This is a genomic window from Rhodoferax sp. RT4P68 (assembly GCF_056521305.1).
Genome location: NZ_JBWMBB010000018.1, coordinates 36,705 through 58,970, shown reverse-complemented (window position 1 = coordinate 58,970; position 22,266 = coordinate 36,705). Strand labels below are relative to the sequence as shown.

The window sequence follows — 22,266 nt, the reverse complement described above, 5'->3', positions numbered from 1 at the left end:
GACTCCCTCACAGGCACTTGACCTCGGTGCCCGGCGAGAGCTGGCGGAAGATCTGCTCCACATTGATCTTCATCGCGCTGTCGCGAAAGCCCGCGTCGCGGAACACCGCGCGCAGCGCCTGCAGCCGGGCCAACTCCTTGACCAGAGCTTCGCCCACGCCACCCACAGCGTCGAACCAGGCGGCCAGCGTTGCCGTCCATGCTTTGCGTAGACGAGGACGCAATCGTGATCTTCCGAGAACCAACGCGCGCTGTTCTTCGGCGAAAAGACCTTCTGCCAGATGACCTGCGCGACGAAGGTCGCCATCCGCCTGCACGCAGGCAAATTGCTGCATCTGCGCCTTGCTGCGGTTGGACTTGAAACGTGCCTTGCGCTGTAGCCATTCCGCACACTCGCGTGCGATGGCGCGTTGGGTGAGCTGGTTGCGTAGCTGGACCTCGAACTCGCTGCCGTACAGGCTGCGTTCGCGGTCGATCTTGGGATGTGGAACTCCTTGCGCTCCTTGCGGATCTTGTCGCCGACTTCATCGGCCACGAAGGTGGGCGCGGTGAAGATGAACTGGAGTTCTTCGATCTGCTCCAGCTCGGACCGCAGCGCCTCGAAAGCGTACATGGAGAAGCAAGAGGCGGCGACCTTCAGACGTGCCCCGGGCCGGAGCGCCTGCTTCAGGTCCTCTCCGAAAAGGACAATTATGTTGTCAAGGAGCTCCATGGGCCGCCACTGTAAGCGCTCCAAAGCGCCCGCTACCGACTCACGTGACCACCCGCAGCGCCCCGCAGTTCCAGCACTGCTCGAACGGCCCCTCGACAACCTCCTCGCAGCCCTGGCACACCCAGCGTCGCTCGACCGGGTGCTGCAGCAAGTCCACCATGCGCACCGCGCGGACATGGTGCTCGTCTTCTTCGACCCACACTTCGGGCAGTGCCTGGTCCGGCGGAATTTCGCCGACGATGCCGCTGGCGAACGCACGCTGCACCGTGGCGGGCATGCCGGCTTGGGTCAGCATGTCGACCCACAGCGTGGCGATCATCAGGTTGGGGGCTTGCACGACACGCTTCATGGCCGGCGCACCGTGTCCTGTCGGCTCGCGCCCGCAGCGATGTGCACCGGCGCAGCGCGGCTCGGGTATGGCGCGGTCCGAGGATTCACCGCGGTGCCAGGATCGCCATCGTGATGCGCGAGACGCAGGTCAGCTCACCCGCGTCGTTGCGCAAGTCGATCTGCCACACGTGCGTGGTGCGCCCGGTGTGCACCGGCCGGGCGATGCCGGTGACCCAGCCACTGGTGGCGCCGCGCAGGTGGTTGGCGTTGATGTCCAGGCCCACGGCGCGCCAGCCTTCGGGCACTGAGTAGGCTGCGCCGCAGGAGCCCAGCGTCTCGGCCAGCACCACACTCACGCCGCCGTGCAGCAGGCCGTAGGGCTGGCGCGTGCGCGGGTCGACCGGCACGCGGCCGGTGATGAAATCGTCGCCTACTTCCAGAAACTCGATGCCCAGATGGCCCACGGCGGTGCCGACGTGGATCGAGGATAGTTCTTCGACGGAGACCGGTTTTTTCCAGATCGGCATGTGCGCTTCCTGCGGGTGTGGTGGCAACCGCCCACTATACGGAGAGCGGTGGTGCTGCGCAGGCCAGCGGCCTGCGCTCGGGCACCGGTCCTACGCCAGCGTACGCCTCGTCCGGCTTGTGGCGACACCGACCACCGCCGCACACTGGCGCCCCACCTACCTGGCCCCTTCCCGGTCATTGCTTGAGCCCCATGCGCATGCCGTCGCCGCGCTTTTGGAAGATCGCCATCGCACTGCCTGTTGCCGTGGTAGCGGTGGCCGGCGCGGCGCTGGCCTGGTGGTTGCCGACGGACGAGGAGCTGGCCACGCGCGTGGCGCGCGTGGCCAGCGACGCGATGGGCGTGGAGGTGACGGTCGGCGCCGTCGAATGGGGCTTGCTGCCGTCGCCGCACGTGGTGCTGCGCGATGCCGCAACGCGCCAGGAGAAGCCGCTCCAGCTGCAGCGCCTGGAGTTGCAGCCCCGGCTGTGGCCCCTGCTGTCCGGCCGGGTGGAACTGACGCGGGTCCTGCTCGATGGTGGGCGCATCGAGCAGCGCTCGCTCAGTGCGCTGGGCCCGGCGCCTGCGGGTGAAGAACAAGCGATGCGCCCCGGCACGCTGGAGCTGGGCCGTGTGCAGATCCGTGATCTGACGTGGGTGTCGCGCACCGGCGTCGCTGCGGTCTACGACGCCGAGGCCGATTTCGCACCCGGCCTGCGGCTGGCGCAAGCCACCGTGCGCCGCCCCGGTGCGCAACCCGCTGCCGACATCGTCATCACGCGCGACACCGCCGAGGCAGACAGCGCCATGCAGCGCTTTCGCCTGCAGGCGCGGCTGGGCGGCGGCACGGCCGATGGCGAGGCCACGGTGCAGGTGGGTGCGGACGGCCGCCTGCGCCTGCGCGGCCAGCTGTCGCCACGCGGCGTGGAGCTGCAGGCTGCGCTGAACGCCTTCCACCGCCGCTCTCCGGTGCGCGGCGCCGCCAACGGCGAGACCACGCTGGATGCCGACGGGGCCAACCCGCTCGCGCTGGTGCAGCACCTGCACACCCGCACCCGTTTCACGATGGCGCCGGCCACGCTGACACGCTTCGACCTGGACCGCGCTGTGCGCACGCTGGGGCGCGAACACCAGGGCCAGACCGCCATCACGCAGTTGACCGGCCAGGTCGACACGCAGAACACGCCGGAAGGCATGGTCATGCGCTTCACCGACCTGAAGGCAAGCTCCGGCGCGTTCACTGCCACCGGCCAGGCGCGGCTGGCCAACCGGCGGGTCGTCGGCACCGCAGCCGTCGACCTGGTCGATGGCCTGGTCGGCGTGCCGGTGCGCATCGAAGGCCCATTGGACAGCCTGAAAGTCACCGTCTCGAAGGCGCCGCTGGTGGGCGCGGCCGTTGGCACCGCCGTGCTGCCCGGCGTGGGCACGGCCATTGGCGCGGCCATCGGCCGCCTGCTGGGCGGGGCCGACGCCCCGGCCAAGCCCGCGTCCAAACCTTGAGTCTGCGCCTGGGCGAGCGGCCCCTATCATGCTCGCCAGCCGACACCAGGAGACCGCACACCATGGCCGAGCACGTGACCGCCCGCACCCCGCAGATCAACCGCTACCTGGACTGGTTGCAGGCCACGCGCGGCCTGACGTTTGCCGACTACGACGCGCTGTGGCGTTGGTCCACCACCGATCTGGAGGGCTTCTGGCAGAGCATCTGGGATTACTTCGAGATGCAATCGCCCACACCGCACTGCGCGGCGCTGGCCCATGACGCCATGCCCGGCGCCCAATGGTTCACCGGCGCGCAGACCAACTATGCGCACCAGGTGCTGCGCCACGTGGACGCCGCGCACGCAGCAGGCTGCCCGGCCATCGTCAGCGACAACGAACGTGGCCAGCGCCGCGAGATGAGCTGGCCCGAGCTGCGACGCCAGGTCGCGGCGCTGGCGTTGCACCTGCAGGCCCAGGGCGTGCAGCCGGGCGACCGCGTGGCCGCCTATTTGCCCAACATCCCCGAGACCATCGTGGCCTTGCTGGCCGTGGCCAGCATCGGCGCTGTGTGGAGTGTCTGCGCGCCCGACATGGGCGAGGCCGCCGTGCTCGACCGCTTCCGCCAGATCGAGCCCGTCGTGCTGATCGCCTGCGATGGCGTGACGTACGGCGGCCGAGACCTGGACCGGACCAACACCGTGGCCGAACTGCGCGCCGCATTGCCCAGCGTGCGCCACCTGCTGGTACACGCCAACCTGGGCGGCCTGGCCCCCGTGCCCGGCAGCACGCCGCTGGCGCCGGTGCTGGCGCGTGACGATGCCGCCACGGCCGCGTTCACGCCCCTGTGGCTGCCGTTCGATCACCCGCTGTGGATCGTCTATTCCAGCGGCACCACCGGCCTGCCCAAGCCCATCGTGCATGGCCACGGCGGCGTTGTCGTCGTGGCGCTGGCGCTGGGCACACTGCACAACGACATCGGCTGCAGCTACCGCGAAGGCTCACGCGACGAACGGTACCTCTGGTACAGCACCACCGGCTGGATCGTGTGGAACGGTCAGGTCGGCGGGTTGCTGAACGGCACCACCTGCTGCCTCTTCGACGGCAGCCCCGGCGGCCCGCGCGAGGCGCCCGACTGGGGCGTGCTGTGGCGCTTTGCCGAGTCGACCGGCGTCACCTTCCTCGGCGCCGGTGCCGCCTTCTATGGCAACTGCATGAAGGCCGGGTTGGACCTGACCGCCTGGCCCGGCCTGGCCCGTGTGCGGGCGCTCGGGACGACCGGCTCGCCGCTGTCCGAAGACGTGCAGCGCTGGGGCATTGCCGCGTTCCAGAAGCTCGGCGTCGAGGAGATCTGGTGGTGCAACGTCTCCGGCGGCACGGACTTCGCGGGCGCCTTCATCGGCGGCCTGCGCACCTTGCCGCAGACGCCGGGCAAGATGCAGTGCCGCATGCTCGGCGCGGCCGTCGAGGCCTGGAACGAGGCCGGTCAGGGCGTGATCGGCGAAGTCGGCGAGCTGGTCTGCACACGGCCCATTCCGTCGATGCCGCTGTACTTCTGGAACGACCCCGGCAACGCCCGCTACGTCAGCAGCTACTTCGACACCTATCCCGCCAACGACGCGCGGCGACCCGGCCAGGGCGCCGTGTGGCGCCATGGCGATTGGCTGAAAGTCGACGCCGACGGCACCTGCATCATCTTTGGCCGCAGCGACGCCACCATCAACCGCCACGGCCTGCGCATGGGCACCAGCGAGATCTACAGCGCCATCGAAGCCCTGCCCGAGGTGATGGACAGCATGGTCGTCGACCTCGAATACCTGGGCCGCCCCAGCTGGATGCCGCTGTTCGTCGTGCTGCGCCCCGGCCTGGTGCTGGACGATGCGCTGCGCACGCGGCTGAACGACGCCGTGCGCCGCGCGCTGTCGCCACGCTTCGTGCCCGATGCGATCCACCAGGTGGCGGAGATCCCGCGCACGCTGTCGGGCAAGAAGCAGGAGCTGCCGATCAAGAAGCTGCTGCTCGGCCAGCCGCTGGACAAGGTGCTGAACCGCGAGGCCATGGCCAACCCGGCCTGCCTGGACTGGTACGTGGCGTTCGCGCGGGACCACGCGCTGGCGCACGGGTGACGGGCGCGTCGACAGCGCTCGGCCGCGCCATCGCGCCGCTGGCCGGCACGCACCCCGGCGACTCGGGCATCTTCACGCTGTCCGATGCGCGCGAGGCCTTCGCCGCGCGCATCCTGCTGGCCCGTGCGGCCGAGCGCACGCTGGATGTGCAGTACTACATCTGGCATGCCGACACCACCGGCACGCTGCTGCTCGAGGCGCTGCACGAGGCCGCCGACCGCGGCGTGCGCGTGCGCCTGCTGCTGGACGACAACGGCACGGCCGGGCTGGATGCCACGCTCGCCGCGCTGGACACGCATCCGCAGATCGAGGTGCGGCTGTTCAACCCATTCCGCGTGCGCCGCCCCAAGTGGCTGGGCTACCTGACCGACTTCGCGCGGGCCAACCGGCGCATGCACAACAAATCGTTCACGGCCGACCACGAGGCCACCATCATCGGCGGGCGCAACGTCGGCGACGAATACTTCGGCGCCACCGAGGGCGTGCTGTTCGCCGACCTCGACGTGCTGGCTGCGGGCCCGGTGGTGCACGACGTGGCGCAGGATTTCCAGCGCTACTGGGACTGCGCTTCGTCCCATCCCGCAGCGCAGGTGCTGCCGCCGGCCGACCCGGCGCAGCTGCAGGCGCTGGCCGCGCGCGCCCGCAGCGCCGAGCGCGACCCGCGCGCCGCCGCCTATGTCAAGGCCATTGCACGGATGCCCTTCGTGCGCGAGCTGATGCAGGGCCGCCTGCCGATGCAGTGGGCGCCGACGCGCCTGGTCAGCGACGATCCGGCCAAGGGCCTGGGCCACGCGCGCGACAAGGGGCTGATGGTGCGCCAGTTGACCGACATCCTCGGCCAGCCGGAGAGCCACATCGACCTGGTGTCGCCGTACTTCGTGCCCACGCTGGCCGGCGTCAAGGCGTTCGAGGCCATGCGCCAGCGCGGCGTGCAGGTGCGCATCCTCACCAATGCGCTGGAGGCCACCGACGTGGCCGCCGTGCATGCCGGCTATGCCAGGCGCCGCCGGCGCCTGCTGCGGGCCGGTGTGGAGCTGTACGAGCTGCGGCGCCAGCCGGTGCCCGATGGCGCACCCACACGGCGGCGCGGGCTGTTCTGGCGCGCCAGGTCGCGGCGCGACGGTGGCGACCTGGGCGATCTCGGCGGCAACAGCGGCAAGGGCAAGAAGGCCGGCAAGCGCGGCGGTGCCTTCGGCAGCTCCAGCTCCAGCCTTCACGCCAAGACCTTCGCCGTGGACGGCGAGCATGTCTTCATCGGCTCGTTCAACTTCGACCCGCGCTCGATCCACCTGAACACCGAGCTCGGCTTTGTCATCGACAGCCCGGCGCTGGCGCGCGAAGTCGACGCCGCCTTCGACGGGCCGGTCACCGAGCAGGCCTACACCGTGCACCTGGACGCGCACGGCGCCGTGTACTGGACCGTGCAGATCGGCGGGCGCACTGTGCGCCACACCACCGAGCCCGGCACCCGCTGGTGGCTGCGCGCCGGCGTGAGGTTGCTGTCGTGGCTGCCGATCGAGTGGCTGCTGTAGCGCTGGACCCGGGGCGTTGTCAGGGGATGGCGAACGACGCGCGGATCGCCTGCGCCGTTTCGCGCTGCACAAAATAGTTGGTGTGGTGCACCCGCTCGCCGGTGCCGAAATCGTGGGCGATGGTGATGGGCCTGCCGTCGGCCACCTCGGCCATGGAATGGGTGTCGACCACCAGGTCGTTGTGGCCCCGGAACACGGTGTCGGCCGCCCAGTCGCCCATGCGCTGCATGGGCCTTGAGAACACGCGCAGGAAGTTCCAGCCGATCTCGCGCGGCTCGAAGTTGGCCTGCACCGCGGCGTAGCGGATCTGCCCGGCCGTGAAATCGGCGCTGCCGGTGTTGGCGCGCAGGCGCAGCAGTTCCTGGTTGTTGCCGGTGTGCGATTGCGCGTCCAGCCCGGGCACCAGAGCCAGCGCGGCGTCGAGCAGCGGCGTCTTCGCCGTCAAAGTGGTCACGGCACTGACCACCCGCAGCAACCCGCTGGCCGCCAGGAACAGCGGGTTGGCGCTGGCCAGGTCGCCGGCCGTGCGCAGCATGTCGGCCACGTTGGTCAAGAGGTCCAGCGTGTGGCGCAGGTTGGGCGCTGCCGCCAGGCTGGTGCCGGCCAGCGGCGCGCCGACGAACAGCACCCGGCGCTTGAGCGCGGGCTCGGCATAGCCCTCGCAGAACCAGCGCGCCACCAGCCCACCGCGGCTGTGGCAGACCATGTCCAGACTGGCCGGGCCGGGCCGCAGCAGCGCGGCCAGGTCGAAGGCGTTGAGCATCGGGCTGACGGCCAGCGTCGGGTGGTCGTAGGCCAGCACCAGGTCGTAGCGGCGTTCGGCATCGGCCAGCAGCTTGCGGCCCACCGCCGTGCTCGAAAGGCCGCGCTCGATCAGCGACTCGGAGTTGCTGAAGGTGCCGTGGACGAACAGCAGCACGCGCTTGCCGGCGGCCTTGGCACTGTCGGGGAACGGCTCCAGCGCGCCGTTGCGCAGCCGCCGCAGGCCGTTGCGCACGCCGCCCTCGGCCGACAGCGGCGTCAGCGTGCGGTCCAGCGACACCAGCGCCCGGTACACGTCGGACGTGGGCAGCGCCTCGAACGCGTACTGCTTGACCACCTGCCCGGCCGGCAGCGCGGCCCGGCTGGCCCGTGGCGCACCGTGCGGTGCGGCCGCCGCTCCAGTGCGCCAGCGCAGCACGCCGCCTTCGCGCACCAGCGAGACGATCTGCTGCTGCGGCAGGCGCTCGCCGGGTGTGCCGGGTGGCCGCTGGCGCCGGTAGCTGGCGCGCTGGGCCGGTGCGCGCGTGATGCCCGGCGGCAGTTGGTCCAGCGGCCGCACACCGTCGATCTGCGGCACCTGCTCCAGCCACTCGCGCGTGGCGACTTTGTCGATCGGTGCGGGTGCGGCGCCCATGGCTTGCGCTCCGTCAGCTGAACTTGTCGAACAGCGGCAGCGGTGTCACGCGCGCGGCCCGGGCCGACTGGATGTCGATCATCGCGTCGAAGCTCTGCGGGTGCAGCTGCGCCGAGCCTTGTTCCAGCGACTCGAAGAAGCCGCGCCGCGCCGTCACGTAGGTGGTCTCGAACGGCACCAGCGTGCCCTGCTGCACGTAGCCCAGCAACTCGCCCAGGTTCATCGGCTCGTCGAACAGCCAGCGCTCGGTCTGGCCGGTGGTGGCCACCGGATCGCTGGTCGGCATCGCGTTGGCGGCGTCGCTGCTCTGGTCGAAATTGCTCATGCGCCACCAGGCCTTGTCGCTGCGCCAGTAGCCCGGGAAGGCGTGGCCGGTGATCAGGAACACCACCGGGTAGATGCCGATGAACTCCAGGCACGAGGCGAACAACAGCGCCAGGTCGATGCAGGTGGCGGCGTTGCCGCGAAAGATCTCGCTCGGGCTGCGCAGGCGTTGCGAGCGGCTGGTGTAGGAGGGCGGCGGGTTGATGTAGTTGATCGGAAGGTCGTGCTGGATTGCGGCCCAGATGGCCTGCACCTGCGCGTCCACGACGTCGGCGGCGTTGCTGTCGTCATCGGCCAGCCGCTGGTAGCCGTCGAAGCCGGCCGAGCAGTCGTCCAGCAGCGTGCGCAGGTAGCGCTGCGCGGCGTCGATGACCTTCAGCACGGCCGGGTCGCGCGGCAGCACGAAGCAGGGCAGCCAGCGGTGGTCTTCGCCGTCGTCGCGCCACTCGTCGGCCGGCAGGATGGTGACGCGCTCGCTGGATTCGCGCAGCACGCGGTCGCCGCAGGTCACGCGCACATACAGGTTGGTGCGCAGGCTCTCGGTGCAGTGGCGCAGCAGGCCGGCCACCAGTGGCAGGCGGATCTTGTCTTTCAGCTCCAGCGGCCCGGCCTCCTGCGGCAGCGGCTCCGAGAAGCGGCAGCGGCACCGGTCGCTGCCCACCTCCAGCACGACCTCGACCTGCACCGGCGGCAGGCTGCCGCACAGCGTCTTGTCGATGATGAAGCTGGCAAACGGCGTGCGGTCGTTGTGCAGCAGCGAGTAGTTCAGGCTGGTGCTGGTCGGGCCACGGCGGTTGCGCGCGGTGTCTGCGGTGCGGTCGGCCACCATCGTCACGTTCAGCGTCAGGCAGCTGGCATCGATCGGCTCGGGTGCCTGCTGGGGCATGGGCGTTTGCCCCGGCGCAGGCAGGGCGCCCGGTGCGGCGGCCGCGCGCCGGGCGGCGGCAGCGGGCTCGGCGTGCAACAGCGAGCGACGGCTCCATAACACCACGCCGGTGCCGTTGGCGCCGGTCTGCGTGGCCCAGTTGCGGCGCGCTTCGGCGAACGCGGTCGGCAGATCCTGCGTGCGCGCCCAGTTGCCGTAGAGGTGCCCGAAGAACAGCATGGCGTCGGCGTCGGTCAACGCGTCCTGGAAGGCAATGGCGTGTTCGGCGCCGTAGGCCACGCACAGCGCGCCGATGCGCGGGGCGCTGAAGCAAGAGCTCACGGCCACCAGCCAGGGCTTGCGCCCGGCAGCCGTCACCAGGCCCGCCACGTCGGCTGGCGACACGCTGTCGTGGCCGGGCGACGCGCTGCGCAGCACGAAGCTGTCGCCGTTCTCGCCGCTTTCGCCGCTCGGGGTCGCAATGGTCTGGGCCTTCTCGGCTTTGGTCGGTGGCGGCGGCGGGTCGCCGTTCATGTGCAGCAGCGCAGCACGGTCGATGCCGGCCAGGTGCACGATGGCCGGCTGCTCGGCCAGCACGCGGGCGCGCAAGGCGGCCCGGTCTGGCTCGGCGAGCAGCGGGTCGGCGCCGGTGGGAATGGCGCGGGCCAGCGCGCGCATCACCATCGCGCACTCGCCGGCCAGGTCGTACATCCGGTCGATGGGCGTGGGCGCGCTGCGCACCACCAGCAGCGAATCCGGGGGTGCGCGCGAGGGCGTTGCCGCCTGCGCGCATGCCAGATGGCGCAGCACGGTGAAGCGGGCATCGTCCTCACGGTACGGCAAGGTCAGCAGCGACAGCGCGCTCTCCCACGGGAACAGCCGCGCCGTCCAGCCCTTGGCCTCGTGCTCGAACGGGATCTCGACCTGCGCGGTGCCGGCAGCGGCGATGGCCCGCACCCGCATTTCGAAGTCTGCAGGGTCGAGCTTGCAGACTTCCTGCATGAAGGCGGCCAGGTCGCCGGCAAGCCGCTCGCGCGTGGTGGCGGTGATGCGCTGGCGGTTCGCCACCACGTAGCGCCAGCGCTGCACGAAGGGGTGGAACGCAGTGTCGTCCGTGGTCAGCGAGAGCTGGGCCAACTGGCCATGGGCGCGGTAGTGGATGGCCACCGTATAGGCCGCTTTCGCTGGTGGCGTGGGCACGGGCGAGGGAAGCGATGGCGCGGGCTTGCGCTCGCGGGCAGCGGCGGTGGGGGAGGCGGCGGCAGGTGGCACGGCGGCGTCTTTCGGAGCGGGTGCAGGGCCTATCACAGCGCAGGGGCGGGCAGGGCGCAAGCCCCCGCGTCCACCATCTGCAGGACGCCGCTGGCGCGCGGCGCCGCAACTGGGCTGCGGCGATCCTGTAAGGTGCGCCCAAGGCCGCTCGGCGCCTGGCCCGCGCGCCTTGCCCTATTGCCGTACTGCCGTATTGCCCATGCAGAACACGCTGTTCCCGATCGATGCCCCAGCCGCCCCGTCGGCAGAGCCGCCGACCATTGCCGGCGCTGCAGCCGCTGACACCACAGTAGCCGCTGCGCTCGCGCCCAAGACCGGCCGCAGCCTGCAGCTGCAGGGCGCCGACTGGCCGCCCGAGCTGCACGCGCTGGGTGCCAGCCTGCCGCCCTCGCTGCGGCTGGGCACCTCGTCCTGGTCGTTCCCAGGCTGGAACGGGCTGGTCTGGGGCGGCGCGTACAGCACCGCGCTGCTGGCCAAGCGCGGGCTGGCGGTTTATGCACGGCACCCGCTGCTGCGCACGGTGTCGCTGGACCGGGCCTTCTACCAGCCGCTGACGCCGGCGCAGTACGCGGCCTATGCGGAGCAGGTGCCAGCGGATTTCCGCTTCGTCGTGAAGGCCCCCAGCATGGTGGCCGATGCGCTGGTGCGTGGTCCGGGCGGGCGCGGCATGCAGGCCAACGCCGGCTTTCTCGACCCGGCCCTGGCCTGGTCCACTTTTGTCGAGCCGGCGTTGCAGGGCCTGCAGGGCAAGACCGGCGCACTGGTGTTCCAGCTGAGCCCGCTTCCCACGTCTCTGCGCGCGCGGATGCCGCAGCAGATCGAACGGCTGGGCGCCATGCTGGCCGCTCTGCCGCCGCTGGCGCGCCTGCGCGAACAGGCGCCCGATCTGGTGATTGCCGTGGAGGTGCGCGATGCGGCCTGGCTGGTGCCGGCCTTCGCTGAAGTGCTGCGCGCGGCCGGCGCCACCTACTGCCTGGGCCTGCACGCCCGCATGCCACCGATCGAGGAGCAGTTGCCGGTGCTGCGCGCGCTGTGGCCCGGCCCACTGGTGTGCCGCTGGAGCCTGCACCGCAGCCACGGCGCCCAAGGCTACGAGGAGGCCAAGTCGCTGTACGAGCCCTTCGACCAGCTGGTCGACCCCGACCCGGCCACCCGCGCAGCGCTGGCCCGCGTGGCACGCGCCACCAGCGCGGCCGGGCAACCGGTCTATATCACCATCAACAACAAGGCCGAGGGCTCGGCACCGCGCACGGTGGAGGCGATGGCGCGGCTGCTGGTGCCGGGCGATGCGTCACCGCCGGACGCAGCCGGTGCGCCGTGAGGCCGGGCGCCGGTGCACACTGGCGTCCACGACAGGAGGTTCCATGCCAAGTTTCGAAGTCCCCGACATGAGCTGCAGCCATTGCGTCAGCAGCATTACCCAGGCCGTGCAGGCCGCCGATCCACAGGCGCAGGTCCGCGCCGATCTGGACGCCAAGCGCGTCGAGGTGTCTGGCAACACGCTGGATGCCGAGCGCCTGGCCACCGCCATCCGCCAGGCCGGCTTCACGCCGCAGCCGGCCTGAACGGGGAGACGTCGGAGGCAGGCCGCGCACCGGCCCCCTTGACGGGCGGTTGCGCACCAAGACCCGCGGCAGCATCGCTGCGGCGGTAGTCGCTCCGCGCAGCGAACTGGTTCAGCGCGCCCGGTTCAGCCGCGAGGGCGACGGCGGCGGGCGACGCCGGCAATGCCAGCGATCCCGGCCAGCATCAGCGCCCAGGTGCCAGGCTCGGGAACCTCGGCGACGGTGCTGACGCCGAAGCCCGAGATGTCGAGGGTGGAGACGAGGTCGGTGGAGTTCACGTCCATGATGCCGAAGGCCAGCGAATGATCGCCCGCGCCGAACGTGTAGCTGTACAGCCCGTTGACGGTTGCGGTGTCCACGTCGGCAAGGGGTTCGAACAGGCTGCCGTCGATGACGACGAACGCGCGGTCGATGAAGCCCGCATCGAACAGCGCGGTGCTCAGCGACCATGCGAAGCTGATGGTCGTGTCGACCAGGACGCTGAAGCTGAACTGCATGCCCGAACCTTCGATGGTGTCTGCCGGCAAGGTGCCGGGCGCCATGTTCAAGGCAGGTTCCAGGTCGAAGAAGAGCAGGGCGCCGGAAGCGCTCACAGGCTGCTCGCCGGACTCGACCGCGGCGGTCGTGATGCGCGCCGACGTGCTCGAGTTGACGACCACGTCACCGGCGCGGGCCCATTGCGCCAGGTCGGTGGATGCAATTGGCGCTGCTGTTGCGGTGTGGGCCCAGAGGCTGGCGACCAGCGCGCCGAGGATGAGTGGCTTGTTCATGGTGGGATTCGTTGTCGATTTCATTGCACACCGAGATCGCGGCTGGGCGAGATGCTGTTGGGGCTCACGTTGCGCAGCGTGACGAGCGTGCGGGCGGCGACCGGGCCGGCGCTGCCGTCGGTGTCGATCTGCAGCAGCGTGTCGGCGCCGGACGCCACCAGCTTGACCACGCCGAAGCCGTAGGCGTTGCCGCCGGCGCCGATCGACGCCAGCAGTGCGCTCAGGTCGATCCGGTCCTTGCCCGGCACGAAGTCGGTGACGACGTCGCCGAGGTCGCGCAGCGATTGGTACACGAACACGTTGCGGCCAGCGCCGCCGGTCAGTTGGTCAGGCCCTGCTCCGCCGACGATCACGTCGTCGCTCGCACTGCCGACGATCACATCGCGACCGGTCGTGCCCTGGAAGGTCTGCGCGTAGCTCAATCCGATGACCACCGGGTCGTGGTCGGACGAGCGGTACGGCGAGACCGCATACGGATCGGCCGGGCAGCTGACGCCGCTGCAGGTCTGCGGTGCCTTGAACTCCAGGTTATAGTCCGCCAGCGAGATCTCGTCGGCATTGATGTGCCACACCGCCGCGCGGGTGACGCGGGCAGAGAGGGAGCCGCTCGTGATGGCATGGTCCAGACGACCCGCCGCACCGTCGAACACATACGTGTAGCCCGGGCCATTGGAGCGGGCGATCTGGTCGACGAAGCCGAGGCCCGTCAGGCTGATGATCGGATCTTCCTGGGCGTAGGCATTGAAGTCGCCGACCAGCAATGCGTCGTTGCTGCCCGAAGCGACCTGGCGCTGCGCCACGAACATGCCCAGGCGCTGGGCCTGTTGGACACGCTGCGCGTTCCAGCAGCCCTGGCCGTCGCCGCTGTCGAGGTTGCCGGCCGCATCGGCATCGCCCGCAGCCGGGCAGCTGCCCTTGGACTTCAGATGGTTGACGAACAGCGTGAAGCGCTCGCCGCTGGCCAGGCTGAAGGTCTGGGCGAGCGTCGGCCGGTTGTTGACCGGGTCGGGATCGCTCACGGCCGCGCCGACGGCCGTGAGCTTCGCGGGCTTGTAGATCATCGCGACGCGGATGGCATCGGTGCCCGTGCCTTCGGCCGGCACGGAGGTGGTGCGGTACGTGTTGGCACCCACCTTGGCGTTGAGCGCATCGACCAGGTTCTGGGCGGCGACGTTGCCGTTGTTCTGGATCTCCATCAGGCCGAGCGCGTCGGCGTTGAGCGCCGCCATCGCTTCGACGATCTTGGCGCGCTGGCGCAGGAACTCGTCGATGTTGCTCGCACCACGGCAGTTGGCTGCGCTGACGACGCTGCCGAGCGAGCAGCCCTGGCCGGTCTGGCCGGTCGCGGTCGCGCCGTTGGTGAACGTGGTGAAGTAGTTCAGCACGTTGAAGCTGGCGACCTTGAGATTGCCGCCCACGTCGTCGGGCGTGGCCGTGCGCGGGTTCGCGATGGCGAACGTCGGCATGACCGTCGGGTGGATCTTGTCGTCGCCGAACCCGGTGTTGCTGTTGGTGGCCAGGCCATAGTCGATCACCCCGGTGATCGCGCCGGCGATGTCCCCTGCGCGCGGCAGGGCGTCGGCGCCGAGATAGGGCGTGGGGTTCGGGTTCTGCAGGCTGCTGCCGTCATCGAGGATGACGCGGCGGCGCGCGTTCTCATCCGCCAACGCGTTGGCTTGTGGACCCGGACGGAAGCGGTTGGTCGGCGTCTCGAGCCGGCCGCCGACGGCGAGCGTCAGTTGACCGTAGCGGCCCTGGAAGAAGTTCTGCTGGACCGTGAACGGGCCGGTCAGGGTGACGAGCATGCCCTCGTAGCGCTCCAGCTCACCCTCGACGCTCTCGGGCAGGTTGACAGCGGCCGGCGTGATGCTGAATCCGCTGTTGAGAAAGGCCACGGCGCTCACGCCGCTCAGCTGGGTCACGGTGCGGGCCAGCGTGTCTGCGTTGGTGGCGGCGCCCGTGTTGAACTCGGCGACGGTGGCCGCCACCCGGACGAGGTTGCCGACAGCGACCGCCGGGAAGGCCGCCTGCCCCGTGAACACGAAGATGCCGTCGGAGGTCAGCGGGTTGTTGTCGCCCGCCTGGTCCTGCATGAAGAAGCCGTTGTTCACGAGCTTGGTGACGACACCCTGCGTGCTCACCAGCCTGCCCACCAGCGGGCTCTTCGCGCCGTTGCCCTGGATCTCGTAGATGGCCGCCGCGGCAGGTGGCGTCGGGCCGGGGTCGCCGCTGCACACGATGGCGGCCGCCGCGCTGCTGCGTGGCGAAGGCGCGGCGATGGAGAAGTCGGTGCCGTTGTTGCCAGTGTCAGTGCAGCCGCCTGCGTTGCGAGCGGCCGCAGTCGTGTTCGTCAGTGCCTGCGTCGGGCTGCCTTCGGTCGGCGTCGCACTGCCAAAGCTCACGATGTCCACCAGCGCGCCGCCCGCCGGCGTGGCGCCGGACAGCGCGCTTGCGTTGCTGACGAGCGCGACCTTGCCATTGCTCGACGACATCATGATCGTGCCGCTCACGTCGGCAGCCGCTTCGACCGTGCCGCCACTGCCGGCGGCCTGGTTGACGAGTAGGTAGCGGCCGGGCTGCAGCACCGTGCCGGCCGGGATCGGGGTGACTTGCCAGGCACTGCCGGCTGCCGATGTGTACTGGACCGACCAGCCGCCGATGTCGGCCGGCGCGCTGCCGTTGTTGAACACTTCGATGAAGTCGTTGCGCAGCGTCGCGCCGGCATTGCCGCCACCGCCGTAGATCTGGCTGATCACAACCGCAGCGTGGGCCGGCGCTGCAAGCGCCAGCAGACCGAGCGGAAGTGCAATACAGAGCGCAGCCGGCAGCCGGCGCAGGGGCAAAGCCTTGAACATGTCGATGGTTCCCGTGATACCGCGTTGGAGGTGCGGCCGGACATGGCCACACCGGCGCATGCTAGGAACGGCGCGTGAATGCGCGATGACATCGAGCGGGCGAGGTCGTTCGACACCGTCGGCCATGGCGTGCCGATGGACCGGGCTGGGCCGCACCGTCGGCGCCGAGCGGCTGCCGGCACTTGGACCGGGCGCTGCCTGCGCGTCGACGAGCCAGGTCCTCGCCGCAGGCGGTTTGGAGCCTGCGAGCTCTTCTTCAGCCTACGCCGCAGAAGCCTGCGCGTTTCTCATTCCTTGCCTGCGCGAGAGCGGCTCGCGGGAAACTTTGACCCCGCGCCCCACGTCACGCTGGGGCCGCGCTGAGCGTCGGGCGTGGGTTTCGGAACCTGCCGCTGTGCCAGGTCCGCACTGGCCAACGTGCAAGCTCAGCGGGCGGTGTCAGCCGTCTGCTGGAGCGACCTGTTCGCCATCGCTACGGCCGCCGTGCAGAGGTTTCATCGAACTGAAACCCCGAGAACAGCTTTTGGATTTTCACGAGCAATGGCCAGCAATGTGCGCGCTGCACCACTCGGTTGCTTGCGACCTTGCTCCCAGCCCTGCAGAGTGCGGACAGAAACGCCAAGCAGACTGGCGAACTGAGATTGGGACAACCCCGTTGCCTCGCGGGCCTCGGTCGCGGACGACACGACCACCTTGCCTTTACCGGCCTTCATATCCCTGAGGGACTGGAGTATTTCTGCCCCGATATCGCGCTTCGCTTCGAACGCGGCTACTTCATCAGGACTGAGCTTTCTAGACTTCGAGGGCACGGCGGATCTCCTTGAGAGTGTCGACGGAGATGTTCTCTGATGTCGACTTAGCATACATGGTGAGAAGGTAGACCTCGCCGGCTTCGTTCCTGGTGAGATAGACGATCCGCACCCCACCCGACTTGCCAGTACCTTCTCTTGACCATCGGACTTTGCGAACACCCCCGGACCCACGTATTACCGAGCCGGCATCCGGGTTGGTCGCGATGAACGAAGCGAAGTCTGCACGTTCATCTTCGTCCCAATATCGAGGCCACAGACGCTGGAAGATCGGGCTCTCGACAACCGTCAACATCGCCGAAATGTACGCCTTGGGCGCATAGCGGTCAACTGGCTGCTCTTGAGCGAGGGGTAGGCGCCGCCCGCAGCCCAGCGCTCACGAGCAAGCCTGTACAGACAGTGGGCCCTTAACGGACAGCCCTGCGGCAGCGCTGGGTGATTGAAGTCTTCGTTGGCGTTACGCATGCCTAGTCGCTGCATGACTGCCTGCGACGGAAGATTCAGCTTGGCCGTGAAGGAAACAATCTCCTGCAGTTTCAGGTGATCGAACCCGAATCGAAGAGCTTCGCGTGCGGCGTCCGTGGCGTACCCCATGCCCCAGTGTCGCTTACCAAGCCGGTAGCCGATCTCAACGCAGGGCATGAACGGGAGTGCGCGCTTGGGTATGGTGAGACCGAGGAAGCCGACAAAGGCACCGTCGAACAGTTGCTCGACTGCCCAGTTGCTCCAGCCGCGCTCGTCCAGCTCGGCAGCCCAGACATCGATGCTCCTGTCGCGCTGCTCCCGATTCTGAGTACTCGGGAAGAGGCACATCACCTCCGAGTCGGCGTTCAATTGGGCGAAGTCTGCCTTGTCAGCTTCCTGCCACTGCCGCATGCGAAGTCGCGGCGTCAACCGCGCCAAAGGCAAGGTGGCACCGATGAGCGCATGCGCCTTCCTCGGCTTCACGATCGTGGGCAAGAAGATACGCTGGACCGACAAGGCCCTGGCCGACTTCAAGCACCGCATCCGTGAGCTCACGGGAAGAAGCTGGGGCGTGTCCATGGAGTACCGGCTGCACAAACTGGGGCAGTATCTTCGGGGCTGGGTGGGGTACTTCGGCATCAGCCAGTACTACCGGCCGGTGCCCGAACCGGACGAGTGGATCAGACTGCGATCGCGCATGTGTTACTGGAAGCAGTGGCGCTGGGCGCGCACGAAGATCAGGAATCTGCTGGCGCTGGGCGTGAGCCTGAAGTCGGCGATTCAACACGGTGTCAGTAGCAACAGCTATCGGCAGATGTCCAGAACCCCGGTGATCCAACAGGCGGTATCCAACGCGTGGCTGAAGGAGCAAGGTCTGCTCAGCGTCAAAGACCTGTGGTGCAAAGCGCAGGGCTATACGGCAAAACGAGAGGGAAGAAACTGAACTTCGTCGGGCGAGCCGACTTGTTGAACCGCCCACTGCGGACCCGCACGGTGGGTGGTGTGGGGGCTGGGAGTTAGAAACTCCTGGCTACCCGATTAGGCATCGTCGGTGACTATCGAGTTTGGACGGCGGGTTTGACACTTAGGAAGTGTCATAGTCGTTCCAAGCGAGCAACGAATCGCATTGCCGCGCAATTTCTGGAAGGTAGGTTTGGTCCAAGTCCAATGCTCCATGCAGCAGCGCGTTGGTATGCTTCTCGGAGCTGCAAACAAGAAAATTGCCGTAGATTTGGCCGAGCGTAGCCATTCGTAGGTTGAGAACTGCCCTTCCGTCGCATGCCCAGAGCGCAAGATTGCCATTTGTTCTTGGGTTTGCGTGCAGTTCCTCAAGCGACCTTGCGAATTTCTCAAGTTCGTCCCGGCTGAAGGCAGTCATCGTCGATAGTTCAGTGCCGTCGAATGACGCAGTGCAAATAACCGGGCAAAAGACGGAAGGCATAAAGCGGAAGGCGTGAATCGCACTTGGCTTCACAGAGAAGAAGGAGGGACGAATCTTTGAGGTGACGTTGATCACGATGCCTAACGTGCAAGCTAAGCGGACCAGCCAGCGTAGCTAGCGCAGGTCCGCTTGAGCGAAGGGTTGAACCGCATCACGGCACACCCCTTAAACCTTGAAAATCCAAAGCAGCCAAAAAATTCTTGAGCAACCTGGATTCCTCCTCAGCAGAATTAACTACTGAATCATTCGCCCATCGCTTAAAGGCTCGCGGACTGAAGTGAATCATCCCACCTTCAGCGCCTTCGACATCGACAACGAGATAACGCAGTCCTTCTCGGTACTCTGCTGTCGAGCGACCAGTGAATTGGACTTCGAAGCCAGCGCTGCTTCGAACACCCTGCTTGTTGATCCAACTGAACATGGCTCTGTGCTGTTCAACGTGTTGTCTGTCGATCGTTAAAGATTTCCGCTCATCATTTGAGCACGCGCCCCTACTGCACGGCAACCGGCGGTGAGTGCGACGTTCGCGCTCAGCACCGCCAGTCGAGCCATCTGGACCGGAGGATCCGCCGCAAGTAAATCAAGGCAGCCGTCCGCCGTTCGACCGGACCTTTCCGTGCGGCAGCACCCATGTGGCTGTTGCACTTCGAGCCGACCCCGACGGACGTGCGGCAATCGCGGGTGTTCAGAGATCGCCAGCCCTCGACGTGCGCCGGACTCCATCGCGTCCTGCCCAGCCATGCAGCGCGAGATGGACCCACGCGCTGCGTACGGCCCTCGGCATCGACGTGCAGGCGCAGCACGACGGTGCTGCGGCCACCGCGCTCGGTGCCCCGGGGCAGCAGGGCGCTGGTGCGCATGGTGCCCAGCGGGGGCATGTCCTCGGCCCGCACCACGTCGGCGGGCCAAGGCTCGGTGTGGCTGGCGCAGCCGGCCAATGCACAGGCCAGGAGCAGTGGCGCCCAGCGCCGCGCCGCCGATGACTTCAGGTCACCGCTGTCCGTCGTGGACGGAGACGTTCTCTTTCAGCAAACCGCCCAGGCGCGAATGCACGCGCCCGCCGGTGCCCATCAGCAGCGCGAACAAGATCTCCTTGGGGCGCGGTGCGTCCTGGATGCCGATCTCCATGCTGTTGAAGTGGCTGCGCACGTAGCTGGCGTGGATGTACTGCAGCGGCACCATCAGCCGGTAGCCGGCGGCGGCCACGGCCTTGGCCGCCGGCACCATGGCCTTGGGCTCGCCGAGCACCGAGCGCATGGCCCAGCCGCCGGCCTCATGCCAGACGGCGCCATGCTCCATCTCGCCGTCCAGCCCCACGATGGCGGCCTTGCTGTAAACCTCGACCTTGTCGCGGCCCAGCGTGTCCACCAGCTCCTGCGCGAGCAGGGTGCCCAGCGTGCGCAGCTCGGCCATGAAGGGCATCAGGTCAGGCTCGTAGCGGCCGGCGTAGGGGTTGCGAATGACCGCGCACGAGGCCGCCAGCTTGAGCGGCGTTGCCACCGGTGGGCCGCCCTCGTGGTAGACGGTCTCGATGGTCAGGCTGCGTTTGCGGATTTCGATCAGGGACATGGATAACTCCTCGGCAAATGGGGTCAGGGCGTGATCTTCTCAGGTTCACGGCATGCGTCAGGCGGGCCGGGGCCGGTGGTTCACCAGCGCGATGCCCACGGCCACCAGCGCCAGCGCGCCGGCCAGGCTGGGCGTGATGGCCTCGTCCAGCCACAGCGCGCCGAACAGCACCGCGAAGATCGGCGTCAGAAACACGAAGGCCGAGATCCGCGTGGCCGGGTAGCGGCCCAGCATCCACATCCAGGCCAGGTAGCTGGCGAAGGCGCCGACGACGATCTGTAGCAACAGCGAGGTCACCACGAACGGGCTGAACTGCCAGCTCCAGGTTTCGCCCAGCGCCAGCGACAGCACCGGAAAGCACAGCGCGCTGATGCCCAGTTGGTAGAAAAGAAGCTTCTCCGGCGCAATGCGCGACAGCCCGGTGGCGCGGATGGTCACCGTCGTCAGCCCCCACAGCGCCGCGCCCACCAAGGCCAGCAGGTCGCCCTTCCAGGTCGCCAGCCCGGCGCCGAAGCCCTCGCGCAACGCGAAGGCCACGGCCACGAAGGCGCACGCCAGGCCCAGCCACTGCAGCGGCCGCAACCGCTCCACCGGCACCCACCAGGGCAGCAGCAGCGCCACCCAGAACGGTGAGGTGTAGAGGAACACGGTGGCACGCGAGCCGGTGGTGTGCTGCAGGCCGAGAAAGAGGGCCACGAACTCGCCGGCGAACAGCCCACCGGCCAGCAACCCAGCCTTCAGCGAGCCATCGCGGTCGAAAAGCGCAATCCCGCGCCAGCGGCAATACAGCATCAGTAGCACCGTGGCCGCCACGAAGCGCAGCGCGCCCTGGAACACCGGCGGCAGGTACGCCAGCGTGGCCTTCACCAGCAGCTGCTGGCCGCCCCAGATCAGGCAGCAGGTCACCAGCAGGCCCACGGCCGTGGAGTCGAGATGGTCTTTGCGGTGCACGTGCAATTGCAGACTGCCTACCGCGTCATTGGCGCGGCGCCGCAAAGCAGCCACTGCCGAGGGCACCCGCCGCACTGGCCAGGCCAGCGCCGCCGGGGGGCGTGCACGCTCACAGCGGGTGCTCGGTGTAGAAACGACCGCCGTGGAACAGCAGCGGCGAGGCGTCTGCGCGGTGCTGGCAGTGCTCCACTTCGCCCACGAAGATCACGTGGTCGCCCTCTTCATAGCGGCTGCGGTTGAAGCACTCGAACACGGCGGCGGCGCCCTCCAGCACCGGCGCGCCGGCCATGCCTTCGCGCCAGGCCACATCGGCCCAGCGGTCGACGCTGCGAGAGGCAAAGCGTTCGGCCAGGTCCTTCTGGTCGGACGCCAGGATGTTGATCGCGTAATGCGAGCCGGCGCTGAATGCATGCATCGACGAGGCCGACTGCGCCAGGCTCCACAACACCAGCGGGGGCGACAGCGAGACCGAGTTGAATGAGTTGGCGGTGAGGCCCACCAGCCGGCCATCGGCATGGCGCGCCGTGACGATGGTGACCCCGGTCGCGAACATCGACAAGCTGCTGCGGAACTCGGAGGCGGAGAAGCTCGGAGCCAGCGCTTTGGTGGTCGCGGCAGGGGGAAGCATAGGGGCGGTAATCTACCCCAATCTTCAGGTCCGGACGCGGCAGGCGCGTGGACCGCGTCCCCTGCGGTCACCACGGGCGAGCGCGCCCCCACCTGTGTTGGCGCCGCAGCGCATCGAGGGGCCGCCGCACGGGCGCAACAGGTCTGACAGGCACACGTGACACAACACGGCGTCTGGTCCTACAGGCGACGCCATGGCTGGCCGACAGCCCAAACCGGCGGCCGGCTCCAGAGTCAACCTCCGCTGTTCTCTATCGTCGTTGACGAGCGGGCGTCGACAAAGCCCCTCCACCCCACAGGATGCCCCCGCCATGTCTTCCCCCGACAAGCCTGGATCGGCCCACAAGCCGCGCGTGAACTACCTGCGCCGGCGCCCTCGCCCAGGCGCGCTGGTGCGCGCACCCGATGACCTGGCGATGCCGCACGAGCGCGACCAGGCCGATGGTGCGATGACCGGCGGTATCGCGAGCCCCGAGGGGCAGCAGGGACACCGCGATCTGCAGCGCGGTCTGCAAGACACGAGCAAGTCCAACGAGATGGACAACACCTACCAGCGGCAGAAGTAAGTTCGCCAAGGCGACGCGCGAGGGCGTGGATTTCTGGTAGGTTCCGGCCTGCTTCCAACCGCACGGAGATCTGCGGTGACGAGGTGCCCGACCGACCCCTAGAAACCA

At 68.5% G+C, this 22,266-nt stretch carries 23 protein-coding genes; 8 read left to right on the top strand and 15 right to left on the bottom strand.

Going from position 1 to position 22,266, the window contains the following annotated elements; genetic code table 11:
- Window positions 1–7 precede the first annotated feature (7 nt).
- Window positions 8–223, bottom strand: coding sequence for a hypothetical protein (locus tag AC099J_RS28615; protein ID WP_479618714.1), 216 nt, complete (start codon window positions 221–223; stop codon window positions 8–10).
- Window positions 224–483: 260 nt separating this feature from the next.
- Between AC099J_RS28615 and AC099J_RS28610 the strand changes: the two genes are divergently transcribed.
- Window positions 484–726, top strand: a complete 243-nt coding sequence (locus AC099J_RS28610; RefSeq protein ID WP_479618713.1) for a hypothetical protein — start codon at window positions 484–486, stop codon at window positions 724–726.
- 25 nt (window positions 727–751) lie between these two features.
- Here AC099J_RS28610 and AC099J_RS28605 read toward each other — a convergent pair whose 3' ends face one another.
- Window positions 752–1,048: a DUF2007 domain-containing protein gene (locus AC099J_RS28605; protein WP_479618712.1), complete on the bottom strand. Its 297-nt coding sequence runs from the start codon at window positions 1,046–1,048 to the stop codon at window positions 752–754.
- Window positions 1,049–1,145: 97 nt separating this feature from the next.
- Complete coding sequence (locus tag AC099J_RS28600; protein ID WP_479618711.1) at window positions 1,146–1,568, bottom strand: hotdog fold thioesterase; 423 nt, start codon at window positions 1,566–1,568, stop codon at window positions 1,146–1,148.
- Between the two features lie 191 nt (window positions 1,569–1,759).
- Here AC099J_RS28600 and AC099J_RS28595 point away from each other — a divergent pair, with 191 nt between their 5' ends.
- From AC099J_RS28595 to AC099J_RS28585, 3 genes are all read left to right on the top strand, one after another.
- A complete protein-coding gene (locus AC099J_RS28595) occupies window positions 1,760–3,046 on the top strand; it encodes a hypothetical protein (RefSeq protein WP_479618710.1) in 1,287 nt (428 codons plus the stop codon).
- A 62-nt stretch (window positions 3,047–3,108) separates the two neighbouring features.
- Window positions 3,109–5,151: an acetoacetate--CoA ligase gene (locus AC099J_RS28590; RefSeq protein ID WP_479618709.1), complete on the top strand. Its 2,043-nt coding sequence runs from the start codon at window positions 3,109–3,111 to the stop codon at window positions 5,149–5,151.
- Window positions 5,148–6,683 carry a phospholipase D family protein gene (locus AC099J_RS28585; RefSeq protein ID WP_479618708.1) on the top strand — a complete coding sequence of 512 codons (1,536 nt, stop codon included), beginning with the start codon at window positions 5,148–5,150 and terminating at the stop codon, window positions 6,681–6,683. The genes AC099J_RS28590 and AC099J_RS28585 overlap by 4 nt, the downstream gene beginning before the upstream one ends.
- A 19-nt stretch (window positions 6,684–6,702) precedes the next feature.
- On the opposite strand, the gene AC099J_RS28580 is transcribed toward AC099J_RS28585, so the two are convergent.
- Entirely contained in the window at window positions 6,703–8,079 is a 1,377-nt protein-coding gene (locus AC099J_RS28580) for an esterase/lipase family protein (RefSeq protein WP_479618707.1), read from the bottom strand.
- 13 nt (window positions 8,080–8,092) lie between these two features.
- Entirely contained in the window at window positions 8,093–10,540 is a 2,448-nt protein-coding gene (locus AC099J_RS28575) for a hypothetical protein (RefSeq protein ID WP_479618706.1), read from the bottom strand.
- A gap of 199 nt (window positions 10,541–10,739) precedes the next feature.
- On the opposite strand from AC099J_RS28575, the gene AC099J_RS28570 reads away from it, so the two are divergent.
- Window positions 10,740–11,861 (top strand): DUF72 domain-containing protein, encoded by a 1,122-nt coding sequence (locus AC099J_RS28570; protein ID WP_479618705.1) that lies wholly within the window; start codon window positions 10,740–10,742, stop codon window positions 11,859–11,861.
- A 43-nt stretch (window positions 11,862–11,904) separates the two neighbouring features.
- Complete coding sequence (locus AC099J_RS28565; protein ID WP_479618704.1) at window positions 11,905–12,105, top strand: heavy-metal-associated domain-containing protein; 201 nt, start codon at window positions 11,905–11,907, stop codon at window positions 12,103–12,105.
- Window positions 12,106–12,230: 125 nt separating this feature from the next.
- On the opposite strand, the gene AC099J_RS28560 is transcribed toward AC099J_RS28565, so the two are convergent.
- From AC099J_RS28560 to AC099J_RS28540, 5 genes are all read right to left on the bottom strand, one after another.
- The gene (locus tag AC099J_RS28560; RefSeq protein WP_479618703.1) at window positions 12,231–12,875 is read right to left on the bottom strand and encodes a PEP-CTERM sorting domain-containing protein; all 645 of its coding nucleotides are present in this window, start codon (window positions 12,873–12,875) and stop codon (window positions 12,231–12,233) included.
- 20 nt (window positions 12,876–12,895) lie between these two features.
- Window positions 12,896–15,730, bottom strand: coding sequence for an ExeM/NucH family extracellular endonuclease (locus AC099J_RS28555; RefSeq protein ID WP_479618702.1), 2,835 nt, complete (start codon window positions 15,728–15,730; stop codon window positions 12,896–12,898).
- A gap of 494 nt (window positions 15,731–16,224) precedes the next feature.
- Window positions 16,225–16,539, bottom strand: coding sequence for a helix-turn-helix domain-containing protein (locus AC099J_RS28550; RefSeq protein ID WP_479618701.1), 315 nt, complete (start codon window positions 16,537–16,539; stop codon window positions 16,225–16,227).
- A complete protein-coding gene (locus AC099J_RS28545) occupies window positions 16,523–16,834 on the bottom strand; it encodes a type II toxin-antitoxin system RelE/ParE family toxin (RefSeq protein ID WP_479618700.1) in 312 nt (103 codons plus the stop codon). Before AC099J_RS28545 ends, AC099J_RS28550 begins: the two co-directional genes overlap by 17 nt.
- A complete protein-coding gene (locus AC099J_RS28540) occupies window positions 16,828–17,415 on the bottom strand; it encodes a GNAT family N-acetyltransferase (protein ID WP_479618699.1) in 588 nt (195 codons plus the stop codon). Before AC099J_RS28540 ends, AC099J_RS28545 begins: the two co-directional genes overlap by 7 nt.
- Here AC099J_RS28540 and AC099J_RS28535 point away from each other — a divergent pair.
- The gene (locus AC099J_RS28535; RefSeq protein WP_479618698.1) at window positions 17,414–17,947 is read left to right on the top strand and encodes a group II intron maturase-specific domain-containing protein; all 534 of its coding nucleotides are present in this window, start codon (window positions 17,414–17,416) and stop codon (window positions 17,945–17,947) included. The genes AC099J_RS28540 and AC099J_RS28535 overlap by 2 nt on opposite strands.
- A 141-nt stretch (window positions 17,948–18,088) precedes the next feature.
- Here the strand turns inward: AC099J_RS28535 and AC099J_RS28530 are convergent, their stop codons facing one another.
- The 5 genes from AC099J_RS28530 to AC099J_RS28510 all read right to left on the bottom strand — a co-directional run bounded on the left by AC099J_RS28530 (window position 18,089) and on the right by AC099J_RS28510 (window position 21,593).
- Entirely contained in the window at window positions 18,089–18,520 is a 432-nt protein-coding gene (locus AC099J_RS28530) for a hypothetical protein (RefSeq protein WP_479618697.1), read from the bottom strand.
- Between the two features lie 76 nt (window positions 18,521–18,596).
- Window positions 18,597–18,866 carry a hypothetical protein gene (locus AC099J_RS28525; protein WP_479618696.1) on the bottom strand — a complete coding sequence of 90 codons (270 nt, stop codon included), beginning with the start codon at window positions 18,864–18,866 and terminating at the stop codon, window positions 18,597–18,599.
- Between the two features lie 569 nt (window positions 18,867–19,435).
- Window positions 19,436–20,014 carry an amino acid synthesis family protein gene (locus AC099J_RS28520; protein ID WP_479618695.1) on the bottom strand — a complete coding sequence of 193 codons (579 nt, stop codon included), beginning with the start codon at window positions 20,012–20,014 and terminating at the stop codon, window positions 19,436–19,438.
- A 57-nt stretch (window positions 20,015–20,071) separates the two neighbouring features.
- Window positions 20,072–20,971: a DMT family transporter gene (locus AC099J_RS28515; protein ID WP_479618694.1), complete on the bottom strand. Its 900-nt coding sequence runs from the start codon at window positions 20,969–20,971 to the stop codon at window positions 20,072–20,074.
- 103 nt (window positions 20,972–21,074) lie between these two features.
- On the bottom strand, window positions 21,075–21,593 hold the full coding sequence (locus AC099J_RS28510; RefSeq protein WP_479618693.1) for a flavin reductase family protein: 519 nt from the start codon (window positions 21,591–21,593) through the stop codon (window positions 21,075–21,077).
- A 310-nt stretch (window positions 21,594–21,903) separates the two neighbouring features.
- Between AC099J_RS28510 and AC099J_RS28505 the strand changes: the two genes are divergently transcribed.
- Entirely contained in the window at window positions 21,904–22,158 is a 255-nt protein-coding gene (locus AC099J_RS28505; RefSeq protein ID WP_479618692.1) for a hypothetical protein, read from the top strand.
- The last annotated feature ends 108 nt before the right edge of the window (window positions 22,159–22,266 follow it).

Excerpts from the sequence above, each read along its gene's own strand:
- AC099J_RS28535 (WP_479618698.1), top strand. The coding sequence starts at position 17,414 with ATGCGAAGTCGCGGCGTCAACCGCGCCAAAGGCAAGGTGGCACCGATG.
- AC099J_RS28570 (WP_479618705.1), top strand. The coding sequence starts at position 10,740 with ATGCAGAACACGCTGTTCCCGATCGATGCCCCAGCCGCCCCGTCGGCA.
- AC099J_RS28540 (WP_479618699.1), bottom strand. The coding sequence starts at position 17,415 with ATGCGGCAGTGGCAGGAAGCTGACAAGGCAGACTTCGCCCAATTGAAC.
- AC099J_RS28560 (WP_479618703.1), bottom strand. The coding sequence starts at position 12,875 with ATGAACAAGCCACTCATCCTCGGCGCGCTGGTCGCCAGCCTCTGGGCC.
- AC099J_RS28545 (WP_479618700.1), bottom strand. The coding sequence starts at position 16,834 with ATGTTGACGGTTGTCGAGAGCCCGATCTTCCAGCGTCTGTGGCCTCGA.
- AC099J_RS28590 (WP_479618709.1), top strand. The coding sequence starts at position 3,109 with ATGGCCGAGCACGTGACCGCCCGCACCCCGCAGATCAACCGCTACCTG.
- AC099J_RS28505 (WP_479618692.1), top strand. The coding sequence starts at position 21,904 with ATGTCTTCCCCCGACAAGCCTGGATCGGCCCACAAGCCGCGCGTGAAC.
- AC099J_RS28510 (WP_479618693.1), bottom strand. The coding sequence starts at position 21,593 with ATGCTTCCCCCTGCCGCGACCACCAAAGCGCTGGCTCCGAGCTTCTCC.
- AC099J_RS28600 (WP_479618711.1), bottom strand. The coding sequence starts at position 1,568 with ATGCCGATCTGGAAAAAACCGGTCTCCGTCGAAGAACTATCCTCGATC.
- AC099J_RS28565 (WP_479618704.1), top strand. The coding sequence starts at position 11,905 with ATGCCAAGTTTCGAAGTCCCCGACATGAGCTGCAGCCATTGCGTCAGC.
- AC099J_RS28555 (WP_479618702.1), bottom strand. The coding sequence starts at position 15,730 with ATGTTCAAGGCTTTGCCCCTGCGCCGGCTGCCGGCTGCGCTCTGTATT.
- AC099J_RS28520 (WP_479618695.1), bottom strand. The coding sequence starts at position 20,014 with ATGTCCCTGATCGAAATCCGCAAACGCAGCCTGACCATCGAGACCGTC.
- AC099J_RS28595 (WP_479618710.1), top strand. The coding sequence starts at position 1,760 with ATGCGCATGCCGTCGCCGCGCTTTTGGAAGATCGCCATCGCACTGCCT.
- AC099J_RS28525 (WP_479618696.1), bottom strand. The coding sequence starts at position 18,866 with ATGTTCAGTTGGATCAACAAGCAGGGTGTTCGAAGCAGCGCTGGCTTC.
- AC099J_RS28580 (WP_479618707.1), bottom strand. The coding sequence starts at position 8,079 with ATGGGCGCCGCACCCGCACCGATCGACAAAGTCGCCACGCGCGAGTGG.